Below are 26,697 nucleotides of genomic sequence, written 5' to 3'. Positions count from 1 at the left end.
TTACCTTTTTGCCACTGATTCCCATGGACGATTCTTCTCCCTCCGCCGAGCCCGCGCGCTCGCAGCGTTCAGTGAAGCTGCGGCGCGCGGCGCGGTGGAGCGCCATCGCGCTCGGCTGCGGCGCGCTGGTGCTGCTGGTGGCCGCCGTCGTTGCGGTGGCCTCCATCTATCCCCGGCTGCCCGACATTTCCGAGCTGGCCGACTACCGGCCCAAGCTGCCCCTGCGCGTGTACACGGTCGAAGGCACGCTGATCGGCGAGTTCGGCGAAGAGCGCCGCATGCTCACGCCCTTTGCGAGCATTCCCAAGGTCATGAAGGACGCCGTGCTCGCGGTGGAAGACGCGCGCTTCTACGACCACGGCGGCGTCGACTACAAGGGCTTCGCGCGCGCGGCCGTGGCCAGCCTCAAGGGCGGCCGCAAGCAGGGCGCCTCGACCATCACGATGCAGGTGGCGCGCAACGTCTACCTGAGCTCCGAACGCACGCTGAGCCGCAAGGCCTACGAGATATTGCTGGCGCTGCGCCTGGAGCAGCAGCTCAGCAAGGACCAGATCCTGGAGATCTACCTGAACCAGATCTACCTGGGCAACCGCGCCTATGGTTTTGCCGCCGCATCGGAAGCGTATTTCGGCAAGCCGCTACAGAACGTCACGCTGGCCGAAGCCGCCATGCTGGCCGGCCTGCCCAAGGCGCCCGGCGCCAACAACCCGGTGGCCAATCCGCGGCGCGCCCGCGCCCGCCAGCTCTACGTGATCGACCGCATGCACGAAACCGGCTTCATCACCGCCGAGCAGGCGGCCGAGGCCAAGAAGGAAGAGCTGCACCTGCGCGATGCCGCCGACCCGGAGCGGCTGCATGCGGAATACGTGGCCGAGACGGTGCGCCAGATGATGTACGCGCAGTACGGCGACAGCATCTATACCAGCGGCATGAAGGTCTACACCTCGCTGGTCGCGGCCGACCAGGCGGCGGCCTACAGGTCGCTGCGCAAGGGCATCATGGACTACGAGCGGCGCCAGCCCTATCGCGGGCCCGAGCGCTTCGTCGACCTGCCGGACGATCCCAAGGAAGTCGACGAGGCGGTGGACGACGCGCTGGCCGAGCATCCCGACAACGGCGACGTGATGGCCGCGGTGGTGCTGGAGGCCGGCAGCAAGGAAATCAACGCGGTGCGCGCGAACGGCGAAACCGTGCAGATCACCGGCGAAGGCCTCCGGCCTGCGCAGTCGGGCCTTGCGGCGAAGGCGCCGCCGCACATCAAGATCCGTCGCGGCGCGGTGATCCGCGTGGCCCGCACGCCGAAGAACACCTGGGAGATCACGCAGCTGCCCGAAGTGGAGGGCGCCTTCATCGGCATGGATCCGCGCAGCGGCGCCATCAAGTCGCTGGTGGGCGGCTTCGACTTCGGCAAGAACAAGTTCAACCACGTGACGCAGGCCTGGCGCCAGCCGGGCTCGAGCTTCAAGCCCTTCATCTATTCGGCCGCGCTCGAAAAAGGCTTCACGCCCGCGACCATCGTCAACGACGCGCCGCTGCACTTCGAGCCGGGCACCGCGGGCGGCCAGCCCTGGGAACCGAAGAACTTCGATGGCGGCTTCGAAGGGCCGATGCCGCTGCGCACCGCGCTCATGAAGTCGAAGAACCTGGTGACGGTGCGCCTGCTGCAGGCCATCGGCGCGCCGTATGCGCAGGAGTGGATCACCCGCTTCGGCTTCGACAAGGACAAGCACCCGGCCTACCTGCCGATGGCACTGGGCGCCGGTTCGGTCACGCCGATGCAGATGGCCACGGCGTACTCGGTGTTCGCCAACGGCGGCTACAAGGTCAATCCGTACCTCGTCACGCGCATCACCGACCTGCGCGACAAGGTGCTGGTCGAGACCGAGCCGCCGGTGCTCGACGAAAGCCGCCGCGCCATTCCCGAGCGCAACGCCTTCATCATGGATTCGCTGTTGCAGAGCGTGGTGAAGGGCGGCACCGCCGCGCGCGCCTACCAGGCGCTCAAGCGCGACGACCTGTTCGGCAAGACCGGCACCACCAACGATTCCTTCGACACCTGGTTCGCGGGCTTCCAGCCCACCACCGTGGGCATTGCATGGATCGGCTACGACACGCCGCGCCAGCTGGGCGTGCGCGGCGAAACCGGCGGCAGCCTGAGCCTGCCGATCTGGATCGGCTACATGCAGGCCGCGCTCAAGGGCGTGCCGGTCAGCAAGATGGCCGAGCCGCCGGGCGTCGTCAACATCGACGGCGAGTGGTACTTCGACGACTTCACCCCAGGCCACAGCGTGGCCAGCCTGGGCGTGGAGAGCGAGCCGCCGCCGGTGCCGGCCGAAGAACTCACGGGTGTGCCGCCGGCCGCCGTCCCGGTGCCGCTGGGCCCGCCGCCGCAGCCCGAAGAGCGCAACCGCATCCTCGATTTCTTCCGCTGAGGCATGGCGGGAAGAAGCCGCAGCGAGTCTCTACACTCGGTGCGGCTTCTTTCGCTTGACCTTCCCACGCTTCTTCCCCATGGAAATCCTCACCCTGGCGACATTGATCGTCGTCGGCGCCTACATCCTCAAGTCCAGGGACCAGCGCCAGCGCATCGCGCTGCTGGGCAGCCACCTGGGCCGATACCAGATCGAAAGGCTGATGGAGAGCCTCACCGAAGGCTACCTGCGCTGCCTGGGCGAGGACAACGCCGAGCGGCGCCAGCAGATCTGGAGCCTGCTCGATTCCACCGAGGAAAAGCTCTCGGCCCAGTTCGACAGCTTTGCCGCCGAGTTCGCGCGGGTCGACGCGGCGGATGCGCGCGTGAGCAAGCTGCCAGTGGCCATTCCGTTCGCGCACAGGCTGTTTCCGGCCGCCACCTTCGACCTGCGCCAGGCGCTGGCGATCCACGCGCGCGGCATTGCCGAGGTCATGCGCAACGACGCGGGCCGCACGCCCAAGGCCAAGGCCTTCACCATGTCGGCCGAGCTGTTCCTGATGCAGCACACCTGCCACTGGTTCTGCAAGTCGAAGACGGTGGCCTCGGCGCGCATGCTGGCGCGGCACAAGACCTCGTACGAGCAACTGCTCGAGGCCGTGAGCCCCGCAACGCGCCGGGCCTACGCGGCGCTCACGGGCCAGTGACCCCCTTCAGTGGTGTGACGGCAGCAGCGGCAGCGTGAGCGTGGCCACCGCGCCGCCGCGCGCCGCATTGCCGAGCTCGATGCGCCCGCGGTGCAGCGCGGCAATCTCCTTCACGAAGGCCAGCCCGAGCCCGGTGCTCTTCTTTTGGCTGTGCGGCCGCGCGAGCGAATAGAACTTCTGGAAGACCTTTTCCTGTGCGTAGTCCGGAATGCCCGGGCCATGGTCGCGCACGCTCACGCGCGCGAGCTTCGAGGTGGTCTCCAGCGTCAGCAGCACCTCGCTGCCCTGCGGTGAAAAATCGATCGCGTTGTCCAGCAGGTTGCTGATGGCGCGCCGCAGCAGGAAGGGGTCGCCCTCCGCGCGCGCCTCGGCGCGGATGTTCACGCGCACGCCGATGTTGCGCTTGGCCGCCGCGGGCTGCGCGCTGATCGCGATGTCCTCGATCAGCGAAGCCAGCGCCACCGGCTCCGTGCGGTCCAGCCCGTGGCGGGTTTCCAGCGCGGTGAGCTCCATCATGCGGTCGACGATTTCCTGGATGCGCTGCGTTTCGCGTTCGATGTTCTTCAGGAAGCGCTCGCGCTCGGCATGCGGCATCGACGGCTCCTGCAGCAGCTCGGCCGCGCCGCGGATCGCCGAGAGCGGGCTCTTCACTTCGTGCGTGAAGGTCTGCACGTAGTCGGCCACGTAGTTGCGGCCGGTCAGCGCATCGCGCATTTCGCTGAAGCCGGTGCGCACCGCATCGACCGCGCGCCGCGCCATGCGCGAAAGGCTCAGCGTGCGCTGCGCGCGCACCCAGGCCCAGTAGTCCGAGATCAGCCCGAAAGGCCGCACCAGCCAGACCGAGACGATCACCGCCAGCAGCAGCAGCGCCAGCCCCGATCCCACGCCCACCCACAGCGTGCGGGCGCGCGCGTCCTCCACGAACTGGCCGAAGCTCTGCACCGGCTTGCCGACGCTGACCATGCCGACGATCTCGTTGTTCCACCGGATCGGCGCGCCCACGTACATCACCGAAGTGCGCGGGTCGCCGTCGACGTCGCGCGAGGTGCGCGCACCGTACAGGCCGGCGAGCGTGCGGCTCACGTCGCTCCACTGCGAATAGTCGGTGCCCAGGTGCCGGCCGAGCGAATCGAACACCACGCGGCCGCTGCGGTCGGTGACGTACACGCGCAGCTCGACGCGGTTCTTGTGCAGGTTGTAGATCTGCGCGGAGAACTCGCGCGCATAGACCGTGCGGAACAGCGGCTCCAGCCGCGCGGTGTTGAGGGCGCCCGCGATCACGTCCTGCTCGACCAGGCTGGCCACGAGCTGCGAAGTCTCGACCAGCGATTCCTCGGCCGATTCGCGGTAGCGCGGATCGATGTCCGACACCACGCGGTAGAGCAGGAAGGCGATGCCCGCCGTGTAGATCAGCAGGATGCCGATAAAAATCCGCGTGCGCCGACTCACGGCGTCTGGGGCAGTTCTTCGTTCAGCGCATAGCCGGTGCCGCGCAGCGTGCGGATCGGCTCCACCTCGGGCGCCACGGCCTTGAGCTTGGCGCGCAGGGTCTTCACATGCGCATCGACCGTGCGGTCGAAGCTGTCGCTCGCGTCATCCCAGACCATCTGCAGCAGCTCGTCGCGCGTGAACACGCGTCCGGGCCGCTGGACCAGCAGGCGCAGCAGCCCGTATTCGTAGCGCGAGAGCTCGAGCAGGCGTCCGTAGTAGCGGATCTGCATGCGCTCGTTGTCCAGCGCAAACGGCATTGCGGGGGGCTGGGCGGTCGCTGGAGGCGCCGCGCCCGGAATTCGAGGGGGTACCCCATCGCCGGGGCCCGCGGCCCCTCCAGCGCCCGCTCGTGCGCTGCGCCGCAGGATGGTGCGCACCCGCGCCACCAGCTCGCGCGGCGAAAAGGGCTTGGCGATGTAGTCGTCGGCACCGAGTTCCAGCCCCACCACGCGGTCGATCTCGTCGCTCCTCGCCGTGAGAAACAGCATCGGCACCTCGGCGCCGCCCTGCGACTGGTTCAGCGCGCGCAGCCGCTTGAACAGCTCGAAGCCGTTGAGGTCGGGCAGGCCGACATCCAGGATCGCGAGCGCTGGCGGCTCCTGCGCGAATTGCGCGATGGCGTCTTCGGCCGTGGCGCACCAGACCGGCGTGAAGCCATCGCTCTTGAGCACGTACTGGAGGGTGTCGGCAATGCCCGATTCGTCTTCGGCGATCAGGATCCGCGGTTTGAAGCTCATCCCCGGATGTTAGCGAGCGGGCGCCGTCCGGCGAGGCTGGTTTGGCTGCGTGGCGCCGCGAACACGGCGCGGCCGTCCACGGACTTTTTTTCGGGCGCGGCGCTGTCCCCGTTTCTATTTCTTATTTCTCTTATTCAAATTAGTAGTAGTAGATAAGGGCAGCGCCGGTCTGTGGACATGGCACTTTTTTCCTTGCGTGACATGGACTTGTCATGCCCGCGTCACTGTGCGCAGCTGCGCTTTTGTGCTGTCGCGCCAAAAGGAACAACATTGCCGGAAGCGCCGGCCCTGTGGATAACGCCCTGCTTGTGCCGGAAATCTCCCCAGAGTTGTCCTTTGACAGGCTCCGGAAAATCTGCCAAAGGCGTTTTCCGGCGCGAGAAATTCATTGCCTCATATTTGGGCAGACTGTAGATTTTCCTTAAAGATCAACCACTTAGCTTTCTCTTACAAGGAAGTGCGAGTGTTATCCACAGAGTTGCCCAAGCTTTGTGGGGAGAACCGGCGGCGGAACCTTCGGGCGCCATGCCGAACGAACTTTGTCCCTCAACCAGTGGAAATTCGAACGTGACACCTTCCGAAACCCGGGCCATCGTGTCCCTCAGCCTGCTGGCCGCCTTTGTCGACGGCGAGAAGCACGAGCGCGAACGCGCCGAGATCAAGCGCATTGCCGAAGGTCTTTCGCAAGCCGACGGCATGAACCTGCCCACGCTCTACCAGGACGTGCTGATGAAGCGCGTCTCGCTGGCCTCGGTCGCGGGCGATCTCAAGAGCACGGAATCGAAGCAGCTGGCCTACGAGATGGCGGTGTGCGTGTGCGATGCGGATGGCACGCAGTCCGATGCCGAGCGCATGTTCCTGGCGGACGTGCGCAGCTCGCTCGGGCTCGATGCCTCGGCGGCGCAGTTCTCGCAGCAGGCGGAAGAGATTGCCGCGGCGGTGCCGGCGGCGGCCGCCGGTACGGCCACGGCCGTGGCGCCCGCCGCTGTTGCTGCTGCTGCGCCATCGCCCGACAGCGCGGAGCTCGACAAGTCGATCCTCAACGCCTCCATCCTCAACGGCGCGCTCGAACTGCTGCCCGAGACGCTCTCGACCATGGCGATCATTCCGCTGCAGATGAAGCTGGTCTACCGCATCGGCAAGGCCTACGGCTACGAGCTCGACAGCGGCCATGTGAAGGATTTTCTGGCGACGGTCGGCGTGGGCCTGACTTCGCAGTACCTGGAGCAGGCCGGGCGCAAGCTGCTTGGCGGCCTGCTCGGCAAGATGGGTGGCGGTTTGTTGCGCGGCCTCGGCAACCAGGCGGTGAGCTCGGGCATGAGCTTCGCCTCGACCTATGCGCTCGGGCACGTGGCCAAGCGCTACTACGCCGGCGGCCGCACGCTCTCGGCGCAGATGCTCAAGGAAACTTTCTCGGGCGTGGTGCAGGAAGGCAAGAGCCTGCAGACCCAGTACCTGCCGGCGATCCAGGAAAAGGCCCGCACCCTCGACGCCGGAAAAGTGCTGTCGCTCGTCAGGGGAGCGTGAGTCTTTCTTCGCTTATTTCGCGAGGTCGTCGAGGATGGGGCAGTCGGGGCGTGCGTCGCCGTGGCAGCAGTGCACCAGGTGCGCAAGCGTGCTGCGCATCGACTGCATGTCGGCAATGCGCTGCTCCAGTTCGCCCAGGTGCCTTTGCGCAATGCGCTTCACGCTGGCGCTCGCACGGCGGCGGTTGTGCCACAGGCCCACGAGCTCGGCGATCTCTTCCATCGAGAAGCCGAGATCGCGCGAACGCTTGATGAAGCGCAGCGTGTGGATGTCGGCATCGCCGTACTGGCGGTAGCCGCTGTCGGTGCGCGCCACCGGGGGCAGCAGGCCCAGCCCTTCGTAGTGGCGCACCATGCGCGCCGAGACACCCGAGAGCCGCGCGGCCTCGCCAATGGAAACGGTGCCGAAGCCGCTCATTGGACCCGGTAGCCGGCGTTCTCGATGGCCGCCACGATGTCCTTTCGGGGCTGCGCGCTCACCACGTCGACATGGCCGGTTTCAAGATCCACCGTGACCTGCGCTTCGGGGTCCACCGTCTGTACCGCGTTCTGCACCGCGCTCACGCAGTGGCCGCAGCTCATGCCCGATACCTGGAATTTCTGGCTCATCGTGTTTGCTCCTTTTGGATGAAATGAAGTGAACGAAGCGCCAGTTTGAACCTTCTCATGATGTCAATGTCCAGCGCAGGGACACTGCGCGTGCCGGCTTGACCTTGCCATGATGTGAGACTTTAGCCTCGGGGCATGGACAATCTGCTGCACAACCTACACGACCCGATGAGCACCCTCGATCTTTCCGTCGGCGGCATGACCTGCGCCTCTTGCGTGATGCGCGTGGAACGCGCGCTCAAGAACGTGCCGGGCGTGCAGGACGTGAGTGTCAACCTCGCGACCGAATCGGCCCGCGTGGTGACCGCCGCCGGCGGCGAAGACATGAACGCCCGCCTGCGCCGCGCCGTGCGCGCCGCCGGCTACGAGCCGCGCGCGGCCAGCAGCGCGGCCGACGACGCCGCTGCGCTGTCGCCCTGGTACGGTTTCGGGCCCGTGGGCGTCGGGCTGCTGCTCTCGATACCGCTCTTGGCACCGATGCTCGGCCAACCCTTCGGGCAGGACTGGATGCTGGCGCCCTGGCTGCAGCTGCTGCTGGCGGCGCCAGTGCAGTTCTGGCTCGGCGCGCGCTTCTACCGCGCGGGCTGGCATGCCGCAAGGGCGGGCACCGGCAACATGGACCTGCTGGTGGCGCTCGGCACCAGCGCGGCATTCGGCTTGTCGCTCTGGCTCTGGTGGCGCGCGGCCACGGGCGATCATGCGGGGCACGGCGGCATGCCGCATCTGTATTTCGAAGCCTCGGCCGTGGTGATCACGCTGGTGCTGCTCGGCAAGTGGCTGGAGGCGCGCGCCAAGCGGCAGGCCACCTCGGCCATCCGCGCGCTGCAGCAGTTGCGGCCCGAGACCGCGCACCTGGTCGGTCCGCGCGGCGAAAGCGACGTGCCGTTGGCCGAGGTGATGGTGGGCGACCGGCTCGCGGTGCGTCCGGGCGAACGCGTGCCCGCCGATGCGCGCGTGATCGAGGGGCAGTCCGAGGTCGATGAATCGATGCTCACGGGCGAGCCGCTGCCGGTGCCGAAGGGCCCTGGCGACGCACTGACGGGCGGCGCCGTGAACGGCGACGGCCGCATGGTCGTCGAGGTGAGTGCGGTGGGTGCCGAGAGCGTGCTGGCGCGCATCATCCGCCTGGTCGAGGATGCGCAGGCCGCCAAGGCGCCGATCCAGCGCCTGGTGGACCAGGTCGCGGCCGTGTTCGTGCCGGTGGTGCTGGCGATTGCGCTGGCCACGCTGGCGGGCTGGCTGCTCGCGGGCGCCGGCATCGAGCTTGCGATGATCCATGCGGTGGCCGTGCTGGTGATTGCCTGCCCCTGTGCACTGGGCCTGGCAACGCCGGTCGCGGTGATGGCCGGCACCGGCGTGGCGGCGCGTCGCGGCATCCTCATCAAGGACGCGCGGGCGCTGGAGCTGGCGCACCGTGTCGGCACCGTGGCCTTCGACAAGACCGGCACGCTGACGCTGGGCCGCCCGGTGCTCACGGCGCTGGTGCCGGTGGCGGGCGGCGGCGACGAAGCCGCATTGCTCGCCATCGCTGCGAGCCTGCAAGGCGGCAGCGAGCATCCGCTGGCACGCGCCGTGATGGCGGCTGCCGCGCAGCGTGGCCTGCAGCCGCCGCCGTTGAGCGCGATGCAGGCGATGCCGGGCCGCGGCGTGCGCGGCCTGGTGGATGGCGAGCCCTGGGCCATTGCCAGCCTGCGCTGGTGCGCGGAGCTCGGCGCCATGCCCGACGCCGCACAGCTCGAGCGCCTGCATGCGCAGGGCGCCACGGTGTCCGCGTTGCTGCGTTTCGACGCGGCGGGCGCTGCCCGGGTGCAGGCGCTGCTGGCCTTTGCCGACGAGCCCAAGCCCGAAGCCGCGCAAGCCATCCGCACGCTGCATGCACGCGGCTTGCGCGTGGTGATGATCTCGGGCGACAACCTGCGCGCTGCGCAGGCGATGGCCGCGCGGCTCGGCATTGCGGCCGAGGACGTGCGCGCCGAGGTGCTGCCCGCCGACAAGGCGGCGCAGGTCAGCGCCCTGAAGAAGAACGGCCAGGTGGTCGCGATGATCGGCGACGGTGCCAACGACGCACCCGCACTGGCCGCGGCCGACGTGGGCATTGCGATGGCGCCTGCGGGCGGCGGCACCGACGTGGCAATGGAAGCGGCGGGCATCACGCTGATGCGCGGCGACCTGGCGCTCGTGGCCGAGGCGCTCGAGCTCTCGGCACGCACGGTGGCCAAGATCCGGCAGAACCTGTTCTGGGCCTTTGCCTACAACGTGGCCGGGATTCCGCTGGCCGCCTTCGGGCTGCTGAGCCCGGTGGTGGCGGGTGCGGCGATGGCGTTGTCGAGCGTCAGCGTGATGGCCAACGCGCTGCTGCTGCGGCGCTGGAAGCCCTGAGCCTTCGCCGATCTCAATCGATCAGCAGCGCCAGCAGGTGATCGTCGATGTAGTCGGCCTCGCCGGCGCGCTTGTAGAACCTGCGCAGGGTGCCTTCGTACTCGAAGCCCAGCTTCTCGTAGAAGCGCAGGCCCGGCGCGTTGTCGCTCTCGGCATAGAGCTCGATGCGCTTGACGCCCTCGGCCTTGAGCCTGGCAATGGCATCGTTCACCATCGCCTGCGCAATGCCCTTGCCGTGCAGCGACGGATCGACCGCCAGCGTGCCGAAGCAGGCCACGTGCCGCGCGCGGCCCGGGTAGCGCGTCGCACGGTAGAAGCCCGCGACGCGGCCCTCGGCTTCATAGAGGTAGAAGCTGCGGCTGTCGACCAGCTCCTTGTAGATGGCGCGGAATTCATCGAGCGGCATCGGGTCGTAGCCGAGGAACGGCACCACGCTCTCGTGCATGTAGATGGTGAAGACCGCTTCGAGGTCCTGGGGTGTGGCGAGCCTGCGCATGGATGACGGGTTTTCTGCGGATGCGGCGAAGGCGCCAGCATACCCAGTCCCGCCGGCACGCTGTTCTTCAACGGCCCGCAACCAGCACGGCGTTGGTGCCTCCGAACGCGAACGAATTGGAAAGCACGTAGCGCAGGTGGCGGGCTTCGCGCGGCTCGCCGCGCACGAAGTCCAGATCGAAGGCCGCATCGGGCACGCGCAGGTTGGCGGTCGGCGGAAGCACCCCTTGCGCCAGCGTTCGCAGCGCCGCCACCAGCTCGATGGCACCGCCGCCGCCCAGCGCATGGCCGTGGATGGCCTTGGTGGCGCTCACGGGCGTGGCGTTGCCGAACACTTCGCGGATCGAGGCAGCCTCGGCGGCGTCGCCGGCAATGGTCGCCGTGCCGTGCGCATTGATGTGGCCGACCTGCGCGGCCTCGATCCCCGCATCGCGCAGCGCCGCGCGCATGGCACGCACCTGGCCGGCGGAGTCGGGGTTGGTGATGTGCGTGGCGTCGCAATTGGTGGCATAGCCCGCCAGGAAGAGCGAAGAGGCGTGGACGGCGCCTCGCGCGCTGGCATGCGCTTCCGATTCGAGCACCAGCGCCGCCGCGCCTTCGCCGAGTGCGAAGCCCGCGCGGTCGCTCGAGAACGGCCGACAGGCGCTGGCGGGTGCACCGGGCGGCGGCGGCGCCGTGACGCGCATCGCATGCCAGCTGGCCATCACGCCCGGCGTGAGCATGGCCTCGTGTCCCCCGACGATGGCCACATCGATCCAGCCGCCCCGGATGGCGCGCATCGCCTCGCCGATGGCCACGGCCGAGGAGGCGCAGGCGCAGGCGTATGCAATGGCCGCGCCCTGTGCGCCGAACTGCAATGCGAGCTCCGCCACCGCCGCGTTGGGCATCACGGTGAGCACGGTGGTCGGCCGCATGCGGCGCTGCTCACCGTAGAGCGCGCGCGTGGTGTCGTCGAAGCTGCCGGCGCCCGCCAGCCCGCTGCCCCAGTAGATGCCCAGGCGTTCGGGGTCGACGCTGCCGGCAGCCAGGCGCGCCTGCGCTGCGGCATCGCGCGCGGCCGCGAGTGCCATGGCGGTGCCTCGATCGAGCGGCAGGCGCGAATTGCTGCGCACGGCGGCCGCGTCGAAATCGCAGGCGGCCACGGCCAGCGTGATCGGATCGAGGCCCGCGATCTCGAGCGCTCGCGCGCGCACCGCGGAACGGCCGCTGAAGAGCGCATCGTCGAAGGATTCGACGGTGCCGCCCAGCGGTGTGACCAAGCCGATGCCGGTGACGTGAACGCGGGCGCCGCTCACGCCTGCGCGGCCATCGGCGAATCGAGCTTGCAGTCGATCTGGGCTTCGATCGCCTCGCACAGGTGGCCGAGCGTGATGCCGGCCTCGCGCGGATCGAGGCGGTCTTCGGGCAGGCGCAGATGGAAGGCGTCTTCCACCGCGAACACGAATTCCATCAGCGAGAGCGAATCCAGGCCGAGCTCGGACAAGGCCGCGCCGGGCGCGATGGCATCGCGCGCCACGTCGAACTGGTTCACCAGGATCGCGGCGATGCTGTTGAAGACGGTCGAAGACGAGGAGGAGGAGGAGGAAGAAGACATGGCGTGCTTTCTTTCTTTCAGGCGGCCAGCGGGCGCGCGGACAGGGCGCCGAAGGGCTCGGGCGTGCCGTGGGCCACGGCATCGGCGAAGGCGCAGGTTTCGCGCACCACCTGGTGGCGGTCGTTGTCGATCGTGATCATGTGGTAGCTGTTGCCCAGCACCACGCTGCGGAAGGACTGGCAGCGAAGGCCGCGCGCAAGGAGGTCGACATTGGCGAGGCTGGCCACCTCGTCCTCGCGCGCATGCAGCGCGAGCACGCTGGCGCATTGCACGCGGTGCAGGTTGCGCCGCACGTGGCGGATCAGCCGATCGTGCTCGCGCAGGTGGCCCACGCCGATCACCGCGCTGCCGGCGCTCGACACCTTGCGGTGGCGCAGCTCGCGCTCGATCCAGGCACGCACGCGTTCGTTCTTCACGCCGTAGGGCGCGCGTTCGCGGTATTGCCAGAAGCGGCCGAGCGGCGTGTAGAAGGCCAGCGGCAGCAGCACCTGCGTTCGCGGCACGGCCCAGCCGTCGAAGCGCAGCGTGGTCGACATCAGCACCAGCGCATCGACGCCGCTGCCGCAGCGGATGGCCGCGCCCAGCGCCAGCGACGAACCGGCCGAGATGCCCACCAGCACCACGCGATCGTGCGCTGTGCGCAGCGCCTTCACCCGTGCTTCGATGGCGTCGATCCAGCGTTCGTACGGCAGCGCCTGCTGCACCGGTGCGGCGGCATCGAAGGAGTAGCCGTCGACACGCATCGGATGCACCGGGTAGCCACTCGCGCGCAGGGACGATTGCACGGTCAGGAGCTCGTCAGGTGTGCTGCATAAACCATGCAGCAGCACAATGGCCGTGCGCCGCACCGCGGGATGCACGACGCTCAGGAGATCGGAGGGATCGCGGGCGCTCATCGCGTGGTGCGAGCGGCCCGGAAAGAGACCCGTGCCGCAGGTTGCTGTCGTATGCTCATGGCGCGTTTATCGCCGGGGTGTGCTGACCGGCCGCTGACCCTCCTTCGCGCAAGAATAGGCACTTCCAACCACCACACACACCATGCGAATCCTGCTTGTCGAAGACGATGCCGTGCTGCGCGACGTGATGCTGCGCAGCCTTGCGGATGCCGGCCACCGGGTCGACGTGTCGACCAACATCGAGGACGCCGACCACCTCTGGCGCGTGCAGCCCTTCGATGCGGTGCTGCTCGACCTGAACCTGCCGGCCACGGCCAGCCCCACCAGCGGTCTGGCGAGCGGCCTCAATGCCCTGCGCCAGGCGCGCGCCCGCGGCGACCGCACGCCGGTGCTGGTGCTGACCGCGCGCGGCCGCACCGAGGAGCGCATCGCGGGCCTCGACGCCGGCGCCGACGACTACCTGGGCAAGCCCTTCGACCTGGCCGAGGTCGAGGCACGGCTGCGCGCACTGGTGCGGCGGGCCAAGGGCACCGAGGACATCGTGCTGCTGGGCCAGCTCAAGCTCGACCGCAAGGCGCGCCGCTTTTCCACCGCGAGCGGGCCGCTCGACCTGCCGGCGCGCGAGTTCGAGGTGCTGTGGGAGCTGATGAGCCCGCCGGGCCGCACGGTGAGCAAGCGGGCGCTGTCCGACAAGCTCTCCAGCTTCGACGAATCGCTGGGCGACAACGCGCTGGAGGCCTTCATCTCGCGGCTGCGCAAGAAGCTGGCCGGTTCGGGCGCGGGCATCCGCACGCTGCGCGGCATCGGCTACCTGCTCGAAGCCGAAGTGTGAGCCGCACGCAGCCGGCCGCGCCCGGGCCATCGAAGGCAGCGCCTTCGCTCACGCGGCGCGTGCTGCGCAACGTGCTGGTGCCGCTGGCGCTCACGTGGATGGTGGGCGCGGTGATCGCGCTGGTCATCGCCAACTATTTTTCCGAGCAGGCCTTCGACCGCGCGATGCTCGACGACGCCTATGCGCTTTCGGCCAACGTGCAGGCGGGCGAGCGCGGCATCGAGCTGCTGCTTACGCCGCGCGAAGTGGCCACGGTGCTGTTCGACCAGGTCGACAAGATCTACTTCGCGGTGCAGCGGCTCGACGGCACGCTGATCTCGGGACAGCCGGGCCTGACTGCGCCGCTGCCCACGGGCGATGCGCGCTACCGCTTCTCGGACGTCAACTTCGATGGCAAGGTCCTGCGCGCGGTGGTGCTCGAGCCGGTTGCCGAGGCGGGCACTCTGATGCCCTACCGGGTGGTGATTGCCCAGACCACGCTGAGCCGCGCGGCGCTGGTGCAGCGGCTGCTCGGCTATGCGCTGGCGCCGCAGGTGCTGCTGCTGGTTCTGCTCGCGGTATGGCTCTGGCATGGCATTCGCAGCGACCTGCGTCCGCTCGGCGAACTCCAGCAGGCGCTGGACCGGCGCGATGTGTACGACCTCTCCCCGGTCGCGGTGGTGCGCACCTCGCGCGAGGTGCAGCGCCTGGGCGATGCCGTCAATGCGCTGTTCGACCGGCTGAACCACAGCGTGCGTGCGCAGCGCGAGTTCGTGGGCAACGTCGCGCATGAGCTGCGCACGCCGCTCGCGGGCATTCGCGCACTGGCCGAATACGGGCTCGCGCAGCACGACTCCACCGTGTGGCGCGAGCAGCTCGCGCGCGTGGCCGAGCGGCAGGCGCGCGCGAGCCACCTGATCGACCAGCTGCTGGCGCTCGCGCTCGCGGATGAAGCGCGCACCGGCCTCGCGCGCGAGCCGGTGCGGCTCGACATGCTGGCCGAGCAGACGGTGCTGCGGCACCTGGCCCGCGCCGACGCGCACGGCGTCGACCTGGGCGCGCGCGGCCTCGACGAGCGCGTGACGGTGCTGGCCAACGAAGCGCTGGTCGAGGGCATTCTCGACAACCTGATCGACAACGCGCTGCGCTACGGCGGACGCACCATCACCGTCGAGCTGGCGGGCCGCACCCTGAGCGTGATCGACGACGGCCCCGGCATTCCGCTGGAAGCGCAGCGCGACCTGATGCAGCGCTGGTCGCAGGGCCCGGCGGGCCAGAAGCTCGGGCAGGGCTCGGGCCTGGGCCTGTCGATCGTCGCGCGCTATGCGGAGCTGCTGGGCGCCGAGCTGCGGCTCGATGCGGCCGAGCCCACGGGGCTGCGCGTGAGCATCAGCTTCGCGGAACTGCGCCTGGCGGCGGCCGGCGATTAATCCCCGAACTCCACTTCGCCTTCGATCTCGACCGGGAGGTTGAACGGAAGCTCCGCCATGCCGACGGCACTGCGTGCGTGCGCGCCGATCTCCGGGCCGAAGAGCTCGAGCACGAGGTCCGAGAAGCCGTTGATGACGGCGGGCTGCCTGTCGAAGCCCGGTGCCGAAGCCACCATGCCGAACACGCGCGTCCAGGCGGTGATGCGGTCGAGGTCGCCGAGCGCGCGCTGCAGGCTGCCGAGCATCGCCAGCGCGGTGAGCCGCGCCGCCGCGTAGCCCTGCTCGACCGTCAGCTCGCGGCCCAGCTTGCCGAGCGGCGCGGCAATGGTGCCGTCGGCATTCAGCGGGCCGTGGCCCGAGATGATGGCGCGGCGCCCGGCGATGCGCACGAAGGCGAAAGGCAGCACCACGCCGGGCGGCGGCGTGACCGGCGGCGGCAGCACGAGACCGAGCGTGGCGAGTCGCTGTTCGATGCGGGCCATGGCGTTTTTTTCTACTGCGAACTCAGTCCAGCGCCGGATAGTCCGTGTAGCCCTGGGTGCCGCCGCCGTACATGGTGGCCTTGTCCACGGCGTTGAGCGGCGCGTTCTCGCGCAGGCGGCGCACCAGGTCGGGGTTGGCGATGAAGGGCTTGCCGAAGGCGACGAGGTCATCGCCTTCCTTGACGGCCTGGTCCGCCAGCGGCTTGTCATAGCCGTTGTTGACCATCCATGCGCCCTTGCCGCCGGCCTCGCGGTAGGCGGCCTTGAGCGCCTCGTAGTCGAAGGGGCGGTCCTCGATCTCGCGCGGGCCGCCGGTGGCGCCTTCGATCACGTGGATGTAGGCCAGGCCGAGCGGGGCGAGCTGCTTCACCACGTAGGTGAAGAGCGGCTGCGGATCGGAGTCGTGCACGTCGTTGGCCGGCGTGACGGGCGACAGGCGGATGCCGGTCTTGCCGCCGCCGACCGCGTCGACCACGGCGCGCGTGGCCTCCAGCAGCAGGCGGGCGCGGTTCTCGATGCTGCCGCCGTAGTCGTCGGTGCGCTTGTTGCTGCCGTCCTTGAGGAACTGGTCGAGCAGGTAGCCGTTGGCGCCGTGGAGTTCCACGCCATCGAAGCCGGCGGTTTCCACCGCGTTGCGCGCGGCGGCCGCGTAGGTGTGGACGATGCCGGGCAGCTCTTCGGCATCAAGGGCGCGCGGTTCGGAGGTTTCGACGAAGGTCGGCATGCCCTCCTTGATGAGCACGGTCTTGGTCCTGGCCGTGATGGCCGAGGGCGCGACGGGCTTGCCGCCGCCGGGCTGCAGTTCGCTGTGCGAGACGCGGCCCACATGCCAGAGCTGCACCACGATCTTGCCGCCCTTGGCATGCACCGCATCGGTCACGCGCTTCCAGGCGTCGAGCTGCTCGGTGCCGTAGAGGCCCGGCACGTCGGCATAGCCCTGGCCCTGGTGGCTGATGGCGGTGGCTTCGGTGATGAGCAGGCCGGCGCTGGCGCGCTGCGCGTAGTAGGTGGCGGCAATGTCCTGGGGAATCGCGTTGGGCGAACGGTTGCGCGTGAGCGGCGCCATCACGATGCGGTTGGCGAGCTGCAGGTCACCGGCCTGTACGGGATCGAAGAGGGAGGGCATGGCGAAACGTCAAAGAGTGGGACAGAGGCCGCGAGGCTAAACCTGCACAGTCAAACCTGCTGTCGCACGGTTGTCCGTTTGCTGCTAGGCGTTCAGGGCGCTGCGATCGGACCCTGCGAGCGCGAGCAGCTCCGCGCTCACGCGCACGGGCATCGCAAGCAGGATCTGCCCCATGCCCTTGCCGAGCGGATCGTTGCGCAGCGAGGCCATGCCGCCGCCGCCGAGCGCCTGCTCGCAGACGAAGTTGAAGGCGCCGATGCCCGGCACTTCGTAGCGCGTCACCGGTCCCTTGACGAGGTGCGCGAGCCATTCGGCCACGCGCGCTTCGCTGAGCTGGCTGCGCAACAGCGGCAGCAGGGCAGGGTGGCGCGCGATGACGCCGATGTTCGAGGTGTCGCCCTTGTCACCGCTGCGGGCCCAGGCCAGGCGGATGAGCGGCACTTCGATGGCGTCGGCATCGACGGAGGCCACGGCATTCGCATCGACGGCCGCCTGTCGTGGCGAAGGCGCATCGGCCGCCGCCGCAACCACGGCGTCGCGCGGGATCTCGATGTGCTGTCCGTCGATGCTCACGCGCGCTTCGACCATCGTCTTGTCGAGCAGGAAGGCGTACTGCCGGATCGACGCCGCTACCGAGGGCCGCCCGCCCGCGCCCGTGGTGCCCGGCGCCCACGAGGTGCCGGCCGGTGCCACTTCGCGCGCGAAGAGTTCGAGCGCCTCCTTGTGCGCATGCGTGACCGCGAGCCGCAGCACGGCCTCGCGCGTCTGCAGGGCCTGCGCATGCGGGCCATAGCAGGATTCGGCGCCGAGCACTTCGAGCTGCGTGCCGCTGTAGGGACCAAGGCCTTGCTGGTCGAACAGCGCACCGGTGCGCGCAAGGATCGCCTCGCCGGTGCGCCTAGCCTTGGCCACGGCGTCGAAGCCGACGATGGTGAGCTGCGCCGCGGTCTTGAAGCCCTCTGCATAGGTGGCGCAGACCTTGTAGCTCGCGGTGGGCGCGCGGCCCCGCGCGCCATGCACGCGCACGCGGTGCTCGCCGGCCTGCGCGATGCGCACCTGCGTGAAGTCGGCCACCACGTCGGGCAGCAGGTAGGCCGACGGATCGCCGATCTCGTAGAGCAATTGCTCGCCCACCACAGCCGGCGTGAGCTTGCCGCCGGTGCCCGCGGGCTTGGTGACGATGAAGCCGCCATCGGCGCTGCACTCGACGATCGGATAGCCGATGTTCGGCCAGTCGGGCACGGTGTCCCAGTCGGTGTGCAGGCCGCCGGTGGCCTGGCAGCCGCATTCGATGATGTGGCCCGCGAGGCTGCCGGCTGCGAGCAGGTCGTGGTCGCCGGGTTGCCAGCCGAACGCATGCATCAGCACGCCGAGCGTCACGGCCGAATCGACGCAGCGGCCGGTGATGACCACCTGCGCGCCTGCATCGAGCGCGGCCTGGATCGGCCGTGCGCCCAGGTAGGCATTGGCCGTGAGCACGCGCCCGGGCAGCGGCGCGCCGCTCTGCAGTTCGCGCACCGGAGGCTGCTGCTGGCGCAACTGCGGCAGCAGCGGCGAGACGTCGTCGCCGCTGACCACCGCGATCTTCAGCGCGACGCCCTGCTCGGCCGCGAGCGCGGCCAGTGCATCGGCGCAGCCCTGCGGATTGACGCCGCCCGCATTGCTCACCACGCGGATGCCCTGCTGCACGACATCCTTCAGCACCGCCTTCATCGCGATGGAGACGAAGTCGGTGGCGTAGCCGAGCTCCGGTTTCTTGAGCCGCGCGCCCGCGAGGATCGACATCGTGAGCTCGGCCAGGTAGTCGAACACCAGGTAGTCGATCTGCCCGCTGGCCACGAGCTGCGGCGCGCCCACGCTGCTGTCGCCCCAAAAGCCCGAGGCGCCGCCGATGCGCACGATGCGTTCGCTGCTGTTGTTGCTGCTCGCGTTCATCGGCCGCTCCACTGCGGCTTGCGCTTTTCGCGGAAGGCGAGCTGGCCTTCGGCCGCATCTTCCGTGAGCGCGAAGAGGCCGATCTGGCTCTCGGTGAAGGCGATCGATTCCTCGAAGGCCATGGCCTCGATCTTCTTCATCGTATACAGGCCGCGGCGGATGGCGGCGGGCGACTTGTCGAGCATGCGGCCGAGCAGCCAGTCCAGGCTTTCGTCGACGTTCTCGCCCACGCGGTTCACGAGCCCGTGCTCGAGCGCCTGCGCGGCGGTGATGGGCTCGCCCGTGAGGCACATCTGGGCCAGCACGCGGCGCGGCAGCAGGTTGCCGAGCACGCTGAGCACCTGGGCGGGAAAGAGGCCGACCTTGACCTCGGGCAGGCCGAACACGGCGTGGCTGCCGGCAACCGCCATGTCGCACATGCCCAGGAGGCCCATGCCGCCCGCCATGCAGGCACCGTTGACGCGCGCGACCAGCGGCACCGTCAGCTGCCGGGCCTGGCGCAGGAGGTTGGCGAAGCCCTGGTACGGCTCGGCAGGGTCGAACCTGAAAGAGGCGCCGCCTTGCAGGTCGGCACCGGCGCAGAAGGCGCGCGTGCCCGCGCCGGTGATGACCACGGCGCGCACGTCGCGGTCGGCGTCGGCGCGGGACAGTGCGGCCGAGAGCGCCGCGAGCACGCCGGGGCTGATGGCGTTGCGGCGCTCCTCGCGGTCGATGGTGAGCCACATCACGGGCCCGCGCATCTCCTCGCGCAGTTCTTGGTGATGATGAAATGCGGGGGCTTCGGCCATCGTCGGGTCCTTCGCTAAGGGGTCTGGAAGAGGCCCGTAGCGTGAGCCGAAAAAAAAGCCGCGGCATGCGGCTTGTGGCTGAAGCAGCCCGGGTTTTCCCGAGGCTGGGGCGGGCTGCTCCAGGGCTCTTGCGAGCTTCTGCCCGCTTCTTCTTACTTCAGCAGGCCTTCGGCCTTCATCGCCGCTTGAACGGCGGGACGGGCGGCCACGCGTGCATGCCAGGCCTGGAGGTTGGCGAAGCCCGAAATGTCGACGCCCGTGGACTTGGCCCAGTTGGTGACGGTGAACAGGTAGCCGTCGGCCACGCTGAACTGCTCGCCCATCAAATACTGCTTGTCGGCAAGCTGGCCGTCGAGCCATTGATAGCGCGACTTGAGCTTGTCCTTGAAGATGGCCTTGGCTTCTTCGGGCATGTTCGGGTTGAACAGCGGGCTGTAGCCCTTGTGCATCTCGGTGCCGATGAAGGTCAGCCACTCCTGCAGGCGGTAGCGCTGCAGCGTGCCGGCGGCCGGCGCGAGGTTCTTGGTAGGGGCCAGGTCGGCGATGTACTGGACGATGGCCGGGCCTTCGCGCAGGCGCGTGCCGTCGTCGAGCTCGAGCATGGGCACGTAGCCCAGCGGATTGATGCCGTAGTAGTCAGTGCCGTCCTGCAGCTTGTGGGTCTTGGTGCTGGCCAGCACGGGCTCGAAGGCAAGGCCCGCCTCGTGCAGCGCGATGTGGGGCGAAAGGGAGCAGGCACCGGGCGAGTAATACAGCTTCATGCGAAGAAATCTCCAATGTTGGGAATATGGATAGCGGGAATCGATCCATCGACCCACGGGATGCTAGCGGGTTTGCGCGCTGGGCGTTTGTCCTACGGCCGCTCGCGCGGCGCGACTATCGGGGCAGCAGTGGCCGGTTCCTAAGCTCCCCCGCACGGCGGGCGAGGCTCGCCGCAAGGAGTTTTCAGATGTTGAAGTACGCGATTATTTTTGCCTTGATCTCGCTGGTGGCCGGGGTGCTGGGCTTCGGCGGCATTGCGGCAGGCGCAGCCGGCATCGCAAAGCTGCTGTTCGGGCTGTTCCTGGTCCTGGCGGTGGTGTTCGTGGTCCTGGCGGCGCTGGGGATCGGCGCGGTGAAAAAGGCGATCGACTGATGCAGCATCCGGCACCCGTCTGGCCGCGGCCCCGTCCGCTCGGCTTGCTGCTGCAGAGCCCGGCGCATCGCGTGGTGCGCGTGCTGCTGGTGACGCAGACGCACTGGCAGCTTCCAGAGCATCGCTCGCGCCGGCGGCACGCCTGAGTGTCGAGTTTGCTATAAAAATAATAGCAAACTTCCCAACATATAAGAGGGATCGGCCGGGTTCTGGGTGGTTTAGGCGCCATTAACCATATTGCCCGCATTTCGAACGCAAACCGGCACCCCCGATTAAAATCGGTGCCCCCTTTGCGCAGCGCACGCGTCAGTAGTGCGCCCCCTCTTTCAAATGCTGTACCCCGAAGAATTCGATGTGATCGTCGTCGGCGGTGGCCATGCCGGCACCGAAGCCGCGCTGGCCGCTGCGCGCATGGGCGCCAAGACGCTGCTGCTCTCCCACAACATCGAGACGCTGGGGCAGATGAGCTGCAACCCGTCGATCGGCGGCATCGGCAAGGGCCACCTCGTGAAAGAGGTGGATGCGCTGGGCGGCGCCATGGCCATTGCCACCGACGAGGCGGGCATCCAGTTTCGCATTCTCAATTCGAGCAAGGGCCCGGCGGTGCGCGCGACCCGCGCGCAGGCCGACCGTGTGCTGTACAAGGCCGCGATCCGCCATCGCCTGGAGAACCAGCCGAACCTGAGCCTGTTCCAGCAGGCCGTCGATGACCTGATGGTGGAGGGCGACCGCGTGGTCGGCGCCGTCACGCAGGTGGGCATTGCCTTTCGTGCGCGCACGGTGGTGCTCACCGCCGGGACTTTTCTCGACGGCCGCATCCATGTGGGCCTGGACAACTACCAGGCCGGCCGCGCGGGCGATCCGCCGGCGGTCAGCCTGTCGGCCCGGCTCAAGGAGCTCAAGCTGCCGCAGGGCCGGCTGAAGACCGGCACGCCGCCGCGGCTGGACGGCCGGAGCATCGACTTTTCGAAGTGCACCGAGCAAGCCGGCGACGGCATGCCGGGCGGGGCAGGGCCGATGCCGGTGTTCAGCTTCATGGGCCGGGCCGACATGCATCCGCAGCAGATGCCGTGCTGGATCACCCACACCAATGCGCGCACCCACGACATCATCCGCTCGGGCTTCGACCGCAGCCCGATGTTCACCGGCAAGATCGACGGCGTCGGTCCGCGCTACTGCCCGAGCGTCGAAGACAAGATCAACCGCTTTGCCGACAAGGAAAGCCACCAGATCTTTCTCGAGCCCGAAGGCCTGACGACCAACGAGTACTACCCCAACGGCATCTCGACCAGCCTGCCGTTCGACATCCAGTACCAACTCGTGCGCTCGATGCCGGGCCTGGAGAACGCCCACATTCTTCGGCCCGGCTACGCGATCGAGTACGACTACTTCGATCCGCGCGAACTCAAGAGCAGCTTCGAGACGCGTTCGATCAAGGGCCTGTTCTTTGCCGGGCAGATCAACGGCACCACCGGCTACGAAGAGGCGGCGGCCCAGGGCCTGTTTGCCGGCATCAATGCGGCGCTGCAGTGCCGCGGCGAGGAGGCCTGGTTGCCGCGCCGCGACGAGGCCTACCTGGGCGTGCTGGTCGACGACCTGATCACCAAGGGCGTGACCGAGCCGTACCGCATGTTCACGAGCCGCGCCGAGTTCCGGCTGCAGCTGCGCGAGGACAACGCCGACATGCGCTTGACCGAAGCAGGGCGCAAGCTGGGCTTGGTGGACGATGCGCGCTGGGATGCTTTCAGCCGTAAGCGCGACACTGTTTCACGTGAAACAGAACGGCTCAAGTCGATCTGGGTGAATCCGCGCAACCTGCCCGCTGCCGAATCGGAGCGCGTGCTCGGCAAGGCCATCGAGCACGAATACAACCTGGCCGACCTGCTGCGCCGGCCCGATGTGAACTACGAGACGCTGATGTCGCTGGACGGAGGAAAGTACAGCGCAGGGTCGCCGCTCAGTGAAATCGAGATCGAGCAGATCGAGATCTCGGCCAAGTACTCTGGCTACATCGAGCGCCAGCACGACGAAGTAGAACGCGCTGCGCATTTCGAGAACCTGCGCCTGCCGGCCGACTTCGACTACAGCCAGGTCAAGGCGCTGAGTTTCGAGGTTCGCCAGAAGCTCGACAAGCACCGGCCTGAAACCCTGGGCCTGGCGTCGCGCATTTCGGGTGTCACGCCCGCCGCAATTTCCCTGTTGATGATCCATTTGCGAAAAGGTGGCCACAAGGCATTCAACCGCGACGCCGCCACGGAAGCCGCCGCAGAATCGCAGCCCGCCCAATGAGCGCGCCCATCGACACGCTGCGCCAGGGCGCGGCAGCCCTGGGCACGGCCTTGTCCGATGCGCAGGCGGAACAGCTGCTGGCCTACGGCACGCTGATGCTCAAGTGGAACAAGGTCTACAACCTCACGGCGCTGCGCGATCCGGCCAGCGTGCTGACGCACCATCTGCTCGACAGCCTCGCGGCCGTGGCGCCGCTGCAGCGCGAATGGGCAGGGAAGGGCAAGCTGCTCGACGTGGGATCGGGCGGTGGCCTGCCGGGCGTGGTGATTGCCGTCCTGCGGCCAGACCTTGAGGTGAGCTGCCTCGACGCCGTGGCCAAGAAGGCGGCCTTCGTCCAGCAGGTGGCGGCCGAGCTCGAATTGCCCAACCTGCGCGGTCTGCATGCGCGCGTCGAATCGCTGACGGGCAGCTATGAAGTCATCAGCTCCCGGGCCTTTGCCTCGCTGCCTGATTTCTTCAACGGTTCGCGGCACCTGCTCGCGCCGGGCGGTGTCTGGCTGGCCATGAAAGGCAAGATGCCCACCGATGAGCTCGCCGCCTTGCCTCAGGGTATCGCGGTGTTTCACGTGGAACAATTGACTGTTCCCGGCCTAGACGCCGAGCGCTGCATCGTTTGGGCGCGCCAGGAAGCGGCCTGAATCGCCAAAAAAGAGGTCGCCGCATCGGTGAAAGCCGGTGCCGAACGATCCTCGCCGGGCCGGCCTCGCTTAGACTCGACGCCTCCCCCTGGCTCTCCTTTTCGAGGCAAATCCCATGTTCGGCATTGCTGACTACGGCGCATTCGTCGCCGCCATCGTCCTCTTTCTCCTGATTCCCGGTCCGGGCAACCTCGCGTTGATCACCTCGACCAGCAAAGGCGGAATCCGTGGCGGCCTGGCGGCCACCTTGGGCGTGATCGTCGGCGACCAGTTCCTGATGTGGGCGGCGGTGGCGGGCGTGGCGGCCGTGCTGGCGGCCTATCCGGCCGCATTCAAGGCGGTGCAGTGGCTGGGCGCCGTCTACCTGGCATGGTTGGGCGCCAAGATGCTGCTGGCCAAGCCCGGCGCGGCACCCATCCTCAACATCCGCCCCAGCCACTTCATGCGCCAGGCGCTGGCCATCACCTTGCTGAATCCCAAGGCCATCGTGTTCTACATGGCCTTCTTTCCGCTGTTCGTCGACCCTGCGCGCCACCAGGGCGTGGTCACTTTCGGTGCCATGGCGGTGACAATCGCCGCGCTGACCTTCCTCTACGGCCTCACGTCGACGCTGCTCACGCACTTCCTGGCGGAGCGCATCCGCGCCAATCCGCGCATTTCGGGCAGGCTCGAAAAGCTCGCGGGCGTCTTCCTGATCGCCTTCGGCATCAAGCTCGCCATTTCCCGCTGATCCTCATATGGCCAAGATTTTCTGCATTGCCAACCAAAAGGGCGGCGTCGGCAAGACCACAACCACCGTCAACCTGGCCGCCGGCCTGGCCAAGGTGGGCCAGCGGGTGCTGATGATCGACCTCGATCCCCAAGGCAATGCAACCATGGGTTCGGGCATCGACAAGCGCCAGCTGGAGCTCACGGTGTACGACGTGCTGCTCGAGTCGGCTTCGGTGGCCGAGGCGCGCGTCAAGGCCGACAAGCTGGTGGAGGGCGGCTGTGGCTACGACGTGCTCGGTGCCAACCGCGAGCTGGCCGGCGCCGAAGTCGAAATGGTGGCGCTCGACCGCCGCGAAAAGCGCTTGCGCACCGCACTTGCGACGGTGGGCGCCGAGTACGACTTTGTGCTGATCGACTGCCCGCCGAGCCTGAGCCTGCTGACGCTCAACGGCCTGTGCGCCGCCCACGGCGTGATCGTGCCGATGCAGTGCGAGTACTTCGCGCTCGAGGGGCTCACGGACCTGGTCAACACCATCAAGCAGGTGCATGCCAACCTCAACAAGAACCTGCAGATCATCGGCCTGCTGCGCGTGATGTTCGATCCGCGCATCACGCTGCAGCAGCAGGTGAGCGAGCAGCTCAAGGCCCACTTCGGCGACAAGGTGTTCGACACCGTGATCCCGCGCAATGTGCGGCTGGCCGAAGCGCCCAGCTATGGCCTGCCGGGCGTGGTGTTCGATCCGGCCGCGCGCGGCAGCCAGGCCTTCGTTGCCTTTGCCAAGGAGCTGGTCGAGAAGATGCCGCCCGCCAGCGCCTTCGCATCCGGTGCCGTTGCGCCGCCCATTGCGCCGGTCGGGCCGGTCGCGCCGCCCAACCTGGCGGTCCCGGAGGATGTGCTGTCGCCGGCAGGCGGCCCCGATTCGGGCGAGAAAAGCTTCTGATGGGCGTGTTGTCTCGCGTCTTCCTGCTGCCGGGTTGGCAGAACAGCGGCCCCGGCCATTGGCAGACCCGCTGGGAATCGGTCCACGGCGACCACCGCGTCGAGCAGCACGACTGGATGCGGCCGCTGCGCGGCGACTGGTCCGCGCGGCTCGAGGAAGAGGTGCTGGCGGCACCCGAGCCCGTGGTCTTTGCGGCGCACAGCCTGGGATGCATCCTCGTTGCAGCCTGGGCTGCGCATTCGCGCAATACGCACAAGGTGCGGGGCGCGCTGCTGGTGGCACCCGGCGACGTCGAACGCGACGACCTGCGCCAGCTGATTCCGGGCTGGGCGCCGATCGTGCGCCAGCCGCTGCCCTTTGCCTCGGTGCTGATCGCCGCCAACGACGACCCCTACTGCGAGGCCGCGCGCTCGCGCCAGATGGCTGCCGACTGGGGCGCGCGCTTCGTCGACGCCGGTGCGGGTGGCCACCTGAACGCCGAATCCGGCCTGGGCGACTGGTCCCAGGGCCGGCAACTACTGAACGAAATCTCGACGAAAGACACGCACTGATGGCGACCAAGAAACCCAAGGGCCTGGGGCGCGGCCTCGAAGCGCTGCTCGGCCCCACGGCCGCGCCGTCCGCCGACTCCAGCGGCACCGACGAAGGCGCCGCTGCGCAAAATCCGAACACGCTGATGCTCGACGAGATGGTGGCCGGCGTCTACCAGCCGCGCACCCGCATGGACGAAGGCGCGCTCTACGAGCTGGCCGAGAGCATCAAGGCGCAGGGCATCATGCAGCCGATCCTGGTGCGCCGGCTCGATGCCGAATCGGCTGCCGCCAAGAACGCCGAATACGAAATCATCGCGGGCGAGCGCCGCTTCCGCGCCGCCCGGCTCGCGGGCCTCGACCGCGTGCCGGTGCTGGTGCGCGACGTGCCCAACGAGGCCGCGGCGGCCATGTCGCTGATCGAGAACATCCAGCGCGAAGACCTCAATCCGCTCGAAGAAGCCCAAGGCCTGCAACGCCTGGTCTCAGAGTTTGGGCTCACTCACGAAGCGGCTGCACAGGCCGTGGGCCGGTCGCGCAGCGCGGCCAGCAACCTGCTGCGGCTGCTGAACCTGGCCGAGCCGGCGCAGCAGATGCTGATGGCCGGCGACATCGACATGGGCCATGCCCGCGCGCTGCTCTCGCTGGACCGCGGCACGCAGATCACGGCCGCCAACCAGATCGCGGCCAAGAAGATGTCGGTGCGCGAAGCCGAGGCGCTGGTCAAAAGGCTGGCGGCCGAGTTCACCCTCACGCCGTCCCGCCGCAGCAACGACGGCGAGAAGTCGCGCGACCTGCAGCGCGTGGAAGAGGAACTGGCCGACCTGCTGACCGCCGAGGTCGAGGTCCGCATCAAGAAGCGCAGCAAGCGCGGCGGCAAGGTGGAGGAGAGCGGCGAGCTGGCGATCCACTTCGGCTCGATCGAGGCGCTCAACGGGCTGATCGAGCGCATCCGCCGAACGGCCTAGGTACGGACGCGTCCAGTCGGACATTCGCGCGATTGATTCTTGCAATCTTTTACGCGTATCCTCGCCGCT

General features: G+C 68.3%; 27 protein-coding genes. 14 read left to right on the top strand and 13 right to left on the bottom strand.

What is annotated here, in order from left to right; translation table 11 throughout:
- Positions 1–23: 23 nt before the first annotated feature.
- Both VPA02S_RS12150 and VPA02S_RS12145 read left to right on the top strand, forming a co-directional pair.
- Positions 24–2,432 carry a penicillin-binding protein 1A gene (locus VPA02S_RS12150; protein WP_012745189.1) on the top strand — a complete coding sequence of 803 codons (2,409 nt, stop codon included), beginning with the start codon at positions 24–26 and terminating at the stop codon, positions 2,430–2,432.
- A 79-nt stretch (positions 2,433–2,511) separates the two neighbouring features.
- Complete coding sequence (locus VPA02S_RS12145) at positions 2,512–3,117, top strand: hypothetical protein (protein WP_012745190.1); 606 nt, start codon at positions 2,512–2,514, stop codon at positions 3,115–3,117.
- 6 nt (positions 3,118–3,123) lie between these two features.
- On the opposite strand, the gene creC is transcribed toward VPA02S_RS12145, so the two are convergent.
- Both creC and creB read right to left on the bottom strand, forming a co-directional pair.
- Entirely contained in the window at positions 3,124–4,566 is a 1,443-nt protein-coding gene (creC, locus tag VPA02S_RS12140) for a two-component system sensor histidine kinase CreC (protein ID WP_012745191.1), read from the bottom strand.
- Positions 4,563–5,345, bottom strand: a complete 783-nt coding sequence (gene creB, locus VPA02S_RS12135) for a two-component system response regulator CreB (RefSeq protein WP_012745192.1) — start codon at positions 5,343–5,345, stop codon at positions 4,563–4,565. Before creB ends, creC begins: the two co-directional genes overlap by 4 nt.
- A 567-nt stretch (positions 5,346–5,912) precedes the next feature.
- Here creB and VPA02S_RS12130 point away from each other — a divergent pair.
- Positions 5,913–6,872 (top strand): YcjF family protein, encoded by a 960-nt coding sequence (locus tag VPA02S_RS12130; protein WP_062363860.1) that lies wholly within the window; start codon positions 5,913–5,915, stop codon positions 6,870–6,872.
- Positions 6,873–6,884: 12 nt separating this feature from the next.
- Here the strand turns inward: VPA02S_RS12130 and cueR are convergent, their stop codons facing one another.
- Together cueR and VPA02S_RS12120 are read right to left on the bottom strand one after the other, a co-directional pair.
- Positions 6,885–7,289: a Cu(I)-responsive transcriptional regulator gene (gene cueR, locus VPA02S_RS12125; protein WP_012745194.1), complete on the bottom strand. Its 405-nt coding sequence runs from the start codon at positions 7,287–7,289 to the stop codon at positions 6,885–6,887.
- Complete coding sequence (locus VPA02S_RS12120) at positions 7,286–7,480, bottom strand: heavy-metal-associated domain-containing protein (protein ID WP_012745195.1); 195 nt, start codon at positions 7,478–7,480, stop codon at positions 7,286–7,288. The genes cueR and VPA02S_RS12120 overlap by 4 nt, the downstream gene beginning before the upstream one ends.
- 135 nt (positions 7,481–7,615) lie before the next feature.
- On the opposite strand from VPA02S_RS12120, the gene VPA02S_RS12115 reads away from it, so the two are divergent.
- The gene (locus tag VPA02S_RS12115) at positions 7,616–9,859 is read left to right on the top strand and encodes a heavy metal translocating P-type ATPase (protein WP_012745196.1); all 2,244 of its coding nucleotides are present in this window, start codon (positions 7,616–7,618) and stop codon (positions 9,857–9,859) included.
- A gap of 13 nt (positions 9,860–9,872) precedes the next feature.
- Here VPA02S_RS12115 and VPA02S_RS12110 read toward each other — a convergent pair whose 3' ends face one another.
- The 4 genes from VPA02S_RS12110 to VPA02S_RS12095 all read right to left on the bottom strand — a co-directional run bounded on the left by VPA02S_RS12110 (position 9,873) and on the right by VPA02S_RS12095 (position 12,844).
- Positions 9,873–10,355, bottom strand: a complete 483-nt coding sequence (locus VPA02S_RS12110) for a GNAT family N-acetyltransferase (protein ID WP_012745197.1) — start codon at positions 10,353–10,355, stop codon at positions 9,873–9,875.
- Positions 10,356–10,422: 67 nt separating this feature from the next.
- Positions 10,423–11,649, bottom strand: a complete 1,227-nt coding sequence (locus tag VPA02S_RS12105) for a beta-ketoacyl-[acyl-carrier-protein] synthase family protein (protein WP_062363858.1) — start codon at positions 11,647–11,649, stop codon at positions 10,423–10,425.
- A complete protein-coding gene (locus VPA02S_RS12100) occupies positions 11,646–11,948 on the bottom strand; it encodes an acyl carrier protein (RefSeq protein WP_012745199.1) in 303 nt (100 codons plus the stop codon). The genes VPA02S_RS12105 and VPA02S_RS12100 overlap by 4 nt, the downstream gene beginning before the upstream one ends.
- A 17-nt stretch (positions 11,949–11,965) precedes the next feature.
- Positions 11,966–12,844, bottom strand: a complete 879-nt coding sequence (locus tag VPA02S_RS12095) for an alpha/beta hydrolase (protein ID WP_012745200.1) — start codon at positions 12,842–12,844, stop codon at positions 11,966–11,968.
- Positions 12,845–12,986: 142 nt separating this feature from the next.
- On the opposite strand from VPA02S_RS12095, the gene VPA02S_RS12090 reads away from it, so the two are divergent.
- Together VPA02S_RS12090 and VPA02S_RS12085 are read left to right on the top strand one after the other, a co-directional pair.
- Positions 12,987–13,676, top strand: coding sequence for a response regulator transcription factor (locus VPA02S_RS12090; protein WP_012745201.1), 690 nt, complete (start codon positions 12,987–12,989; stop codon positions 13,674–13,676).
- Positions 13,673–15,085 carry a sensor histidine kinase gene (locus VPA02S_RS12085; protein WP_012745202.1) on the top strand — a complete coding sequence of 471 codons (1,413 nt, stop codon included), beginning with the start codon at positions 13,673–13,675 and terminating at the stop codon, positions 15,083–15,085. Before VPA02S_RS12090 ends, VPA02S_RS12085 begins: the two co-directional genes overlap by 4 nt.
- On the opposite strand, the gene VPA02S_RS12080 is transcribed toward VPA02S_RS12085, so the two are convergent.
- From VPA02S_RS12080 to gstA, 5 genes are all read right to left on the bottom strand, one after another.
- On the bottom strand, positions 15,082–15,567 hold the full coding sequence (locus VPA02S_RS12080) for a RidA family protein (protein WP_062363856.1): 486 nt from the start codon (positions 15,565–15,567) through the stop codon (positions 15,082–15,084). The genes VPA02S_RS12085 and VPA02S_RS12080 overlap by 4 nt on opposite strands.
- A 22-nt stretch (positions 15,568–15,589) precedes the next feature.
- Complete coding sequence (locus VPA02S_RS12075; protein ID WP_012745204.1) at positions 15,590–16,693, bottom strand: alkene reductase; 1,104 nt, start codon at positions 16,691–16,693, stop codon at positions 15,590–15,592.
- An 84-nt stretch (positions 16,694–16,777) separates the two neighbouring features.
- The gene (locus VPA02S_RS12070; protein ID WP_012745205.1) at positions 16,778–18,628 is read right to left on the bottom strand and encodes an acyclic terpene utilization AtuA family protein; all 1,851 of its coding nucleotides are present in this window, start codon (positions 18,626–18,628) and stop codon (positions 16,778–16,780) included.
- Positions 18,625–19,416 carry an enoyl-CoA hydratase/isomerase family protein gene (locus VPA02S_RS12065; protein ID WP_012745206.1) on the bottom strand — a complete coding sequence of 264 codons (792 nt, stop codon included), beginning with the start codon at positions 19,414–19,416 and terminating at the stop codon, positions 18,625–18,627. The genes VPA02S_RS12070 and VPA02S_RS12065 overlap by 4 nt, the downstream gene beginning before the upstream one ends.
- A 152-nt stretch (positions 19,417–19,568) precedes the next feature.
- Positions 19,569–20,177 carry a glutathione transferase GstA gene (gene gstA / locus VPA02S_RS12060; protein WP_012745207.1) on the bottom strand — a complete coding sequence of 203 codons (609 nt, stop codon included), beginning with the start codon at positions 20,175–20,177 and terminating at the stop codon, positions 19,569–19,571.
- 188 nt (positions 20,178–20,365) lie between these two features.
- On the opposite strand from gstA, the gene VPA02S_RS12055 reads away from it, so the two are divergent.
- From VPA02S_RS12055 to VPA02S_RS12025, 8 genes are all read left to right on the top strand, one after another.
- Positions 20,366–20,551, top strand: a complete 186-nt coding sequence (locus tag VPA02S_RS12055) for a DUF1328 family protein (protein WP_012745208.1) — start codon at positions 20,366–20,368, stop codon at positions 20,549–20,551.
- Positions 20,551–20,697, top strand: a complete 147-nt coding sequence (locus tag VPA02S_RS31980) for a hypothetical protein (RefSeq protein WP_012745209.1) — start codon at positions 20,551–20,553, stop codon at positions 20,695–20,697. The genes VPA02S_RS12055 and VPA02S_RS31980 overlap by 1 nt, the downstream gene beginning before the upstream one ends.
- A 184-nt stretch (positions 20,698–20,881) precedes the next feature.
- Positions 20,882–22,840: a tRNA uridine-5-carboxymethylaminomethyl(34) synthesis enzyme MnmG gene (mnmG, locus tag VPA02S_RS12050; protein WP_012745210.1), complete on the top strand. Its 1,959-nt coding sequence runs from the start codon at positions 20,882–20,884 to the stop codon at positions 22,838–22,840.
- Complete coding sequence (gene rsmG, locus VPA02S_RS12045; protein ID WP_012745211.1) at positions 22,837–23,478, top strand: 16S rRNA (guanine(527)-N(7))-methyltransferase RsmG; 642 nt, start codon at positions 22,837–22,839, stop codon at positions 23,476–23,478. The genes mnmG and rsmG overlap by 4 nt, the downstream gene beginning before the upstream one ends.
- 115 nt (positions 23,479–23,593) lie before the next feature.
- Positions 23,594–24,208 (top strand): LysE family transporter, encoded by a 615-nt coding sequence (locus VPA02S_RS12040; protein ID WP_012745212.1) that lies wholly within the window; start codon positions 23,594–23,596, stop codon positions 24,206–24,208.
- A 7-nt stretch (positions 24,209–24,215) separates the two neighbouring features.
- Positions 24,216–25,130: a ParA family protein gene (locus tag VPA02S_RS12035; RefSeq protein ID WP_012745213.1), complete on the top strand. Its 915-nt coding sequence runs from the start codon at positions 24,216–24,218 to the stop codon at positions 25,128–25,130.
- Entirely contained in the window at positions 25,130–25,681 is a 552-nt protein-coding gene (locus VPA02S_RS12030; RefSeq protein ID WP_012745214.1) for an RBBP9/YdeN family alpha/beta hydrolase, read from the top strand. The genes VPA02S_RS12035 and VPA02S_RS12030 overlap by 1 nt, the downstream gene beginning before the upstream one ends.
- Entirely contained in the window at positions 25,681–26,628 is a 948-nt protein-coding gene (locus VPA02S_RS12025) for a ParB/RepB/Spo0J family partition protein (protein WP_012745215.1), read from the top strand. The genes VPA02S_RS12030 and VPA02S_RS12025 overlap by 1 nt, the downstream gene beginning before the upstream one ends.
- Positions 26,629–26,697: the final 69 nt, after the last annotated feature.

Origin of the sequence: Variovorax paradoxus NBRC 15149, from assembly GCF_001591365.1 — a bacterium.
Lineage (GTDB): Bacteria > Pseudomonadota > Gammaproteobacteria > Burkholderiales > Burkholderiaceae_C > Variovorax > Variovorax paradoxus.
Note: the sequence above shows the minus strand (reverse complement) of the source record. Positions and strands in the feature narration are given on the sequence as shown.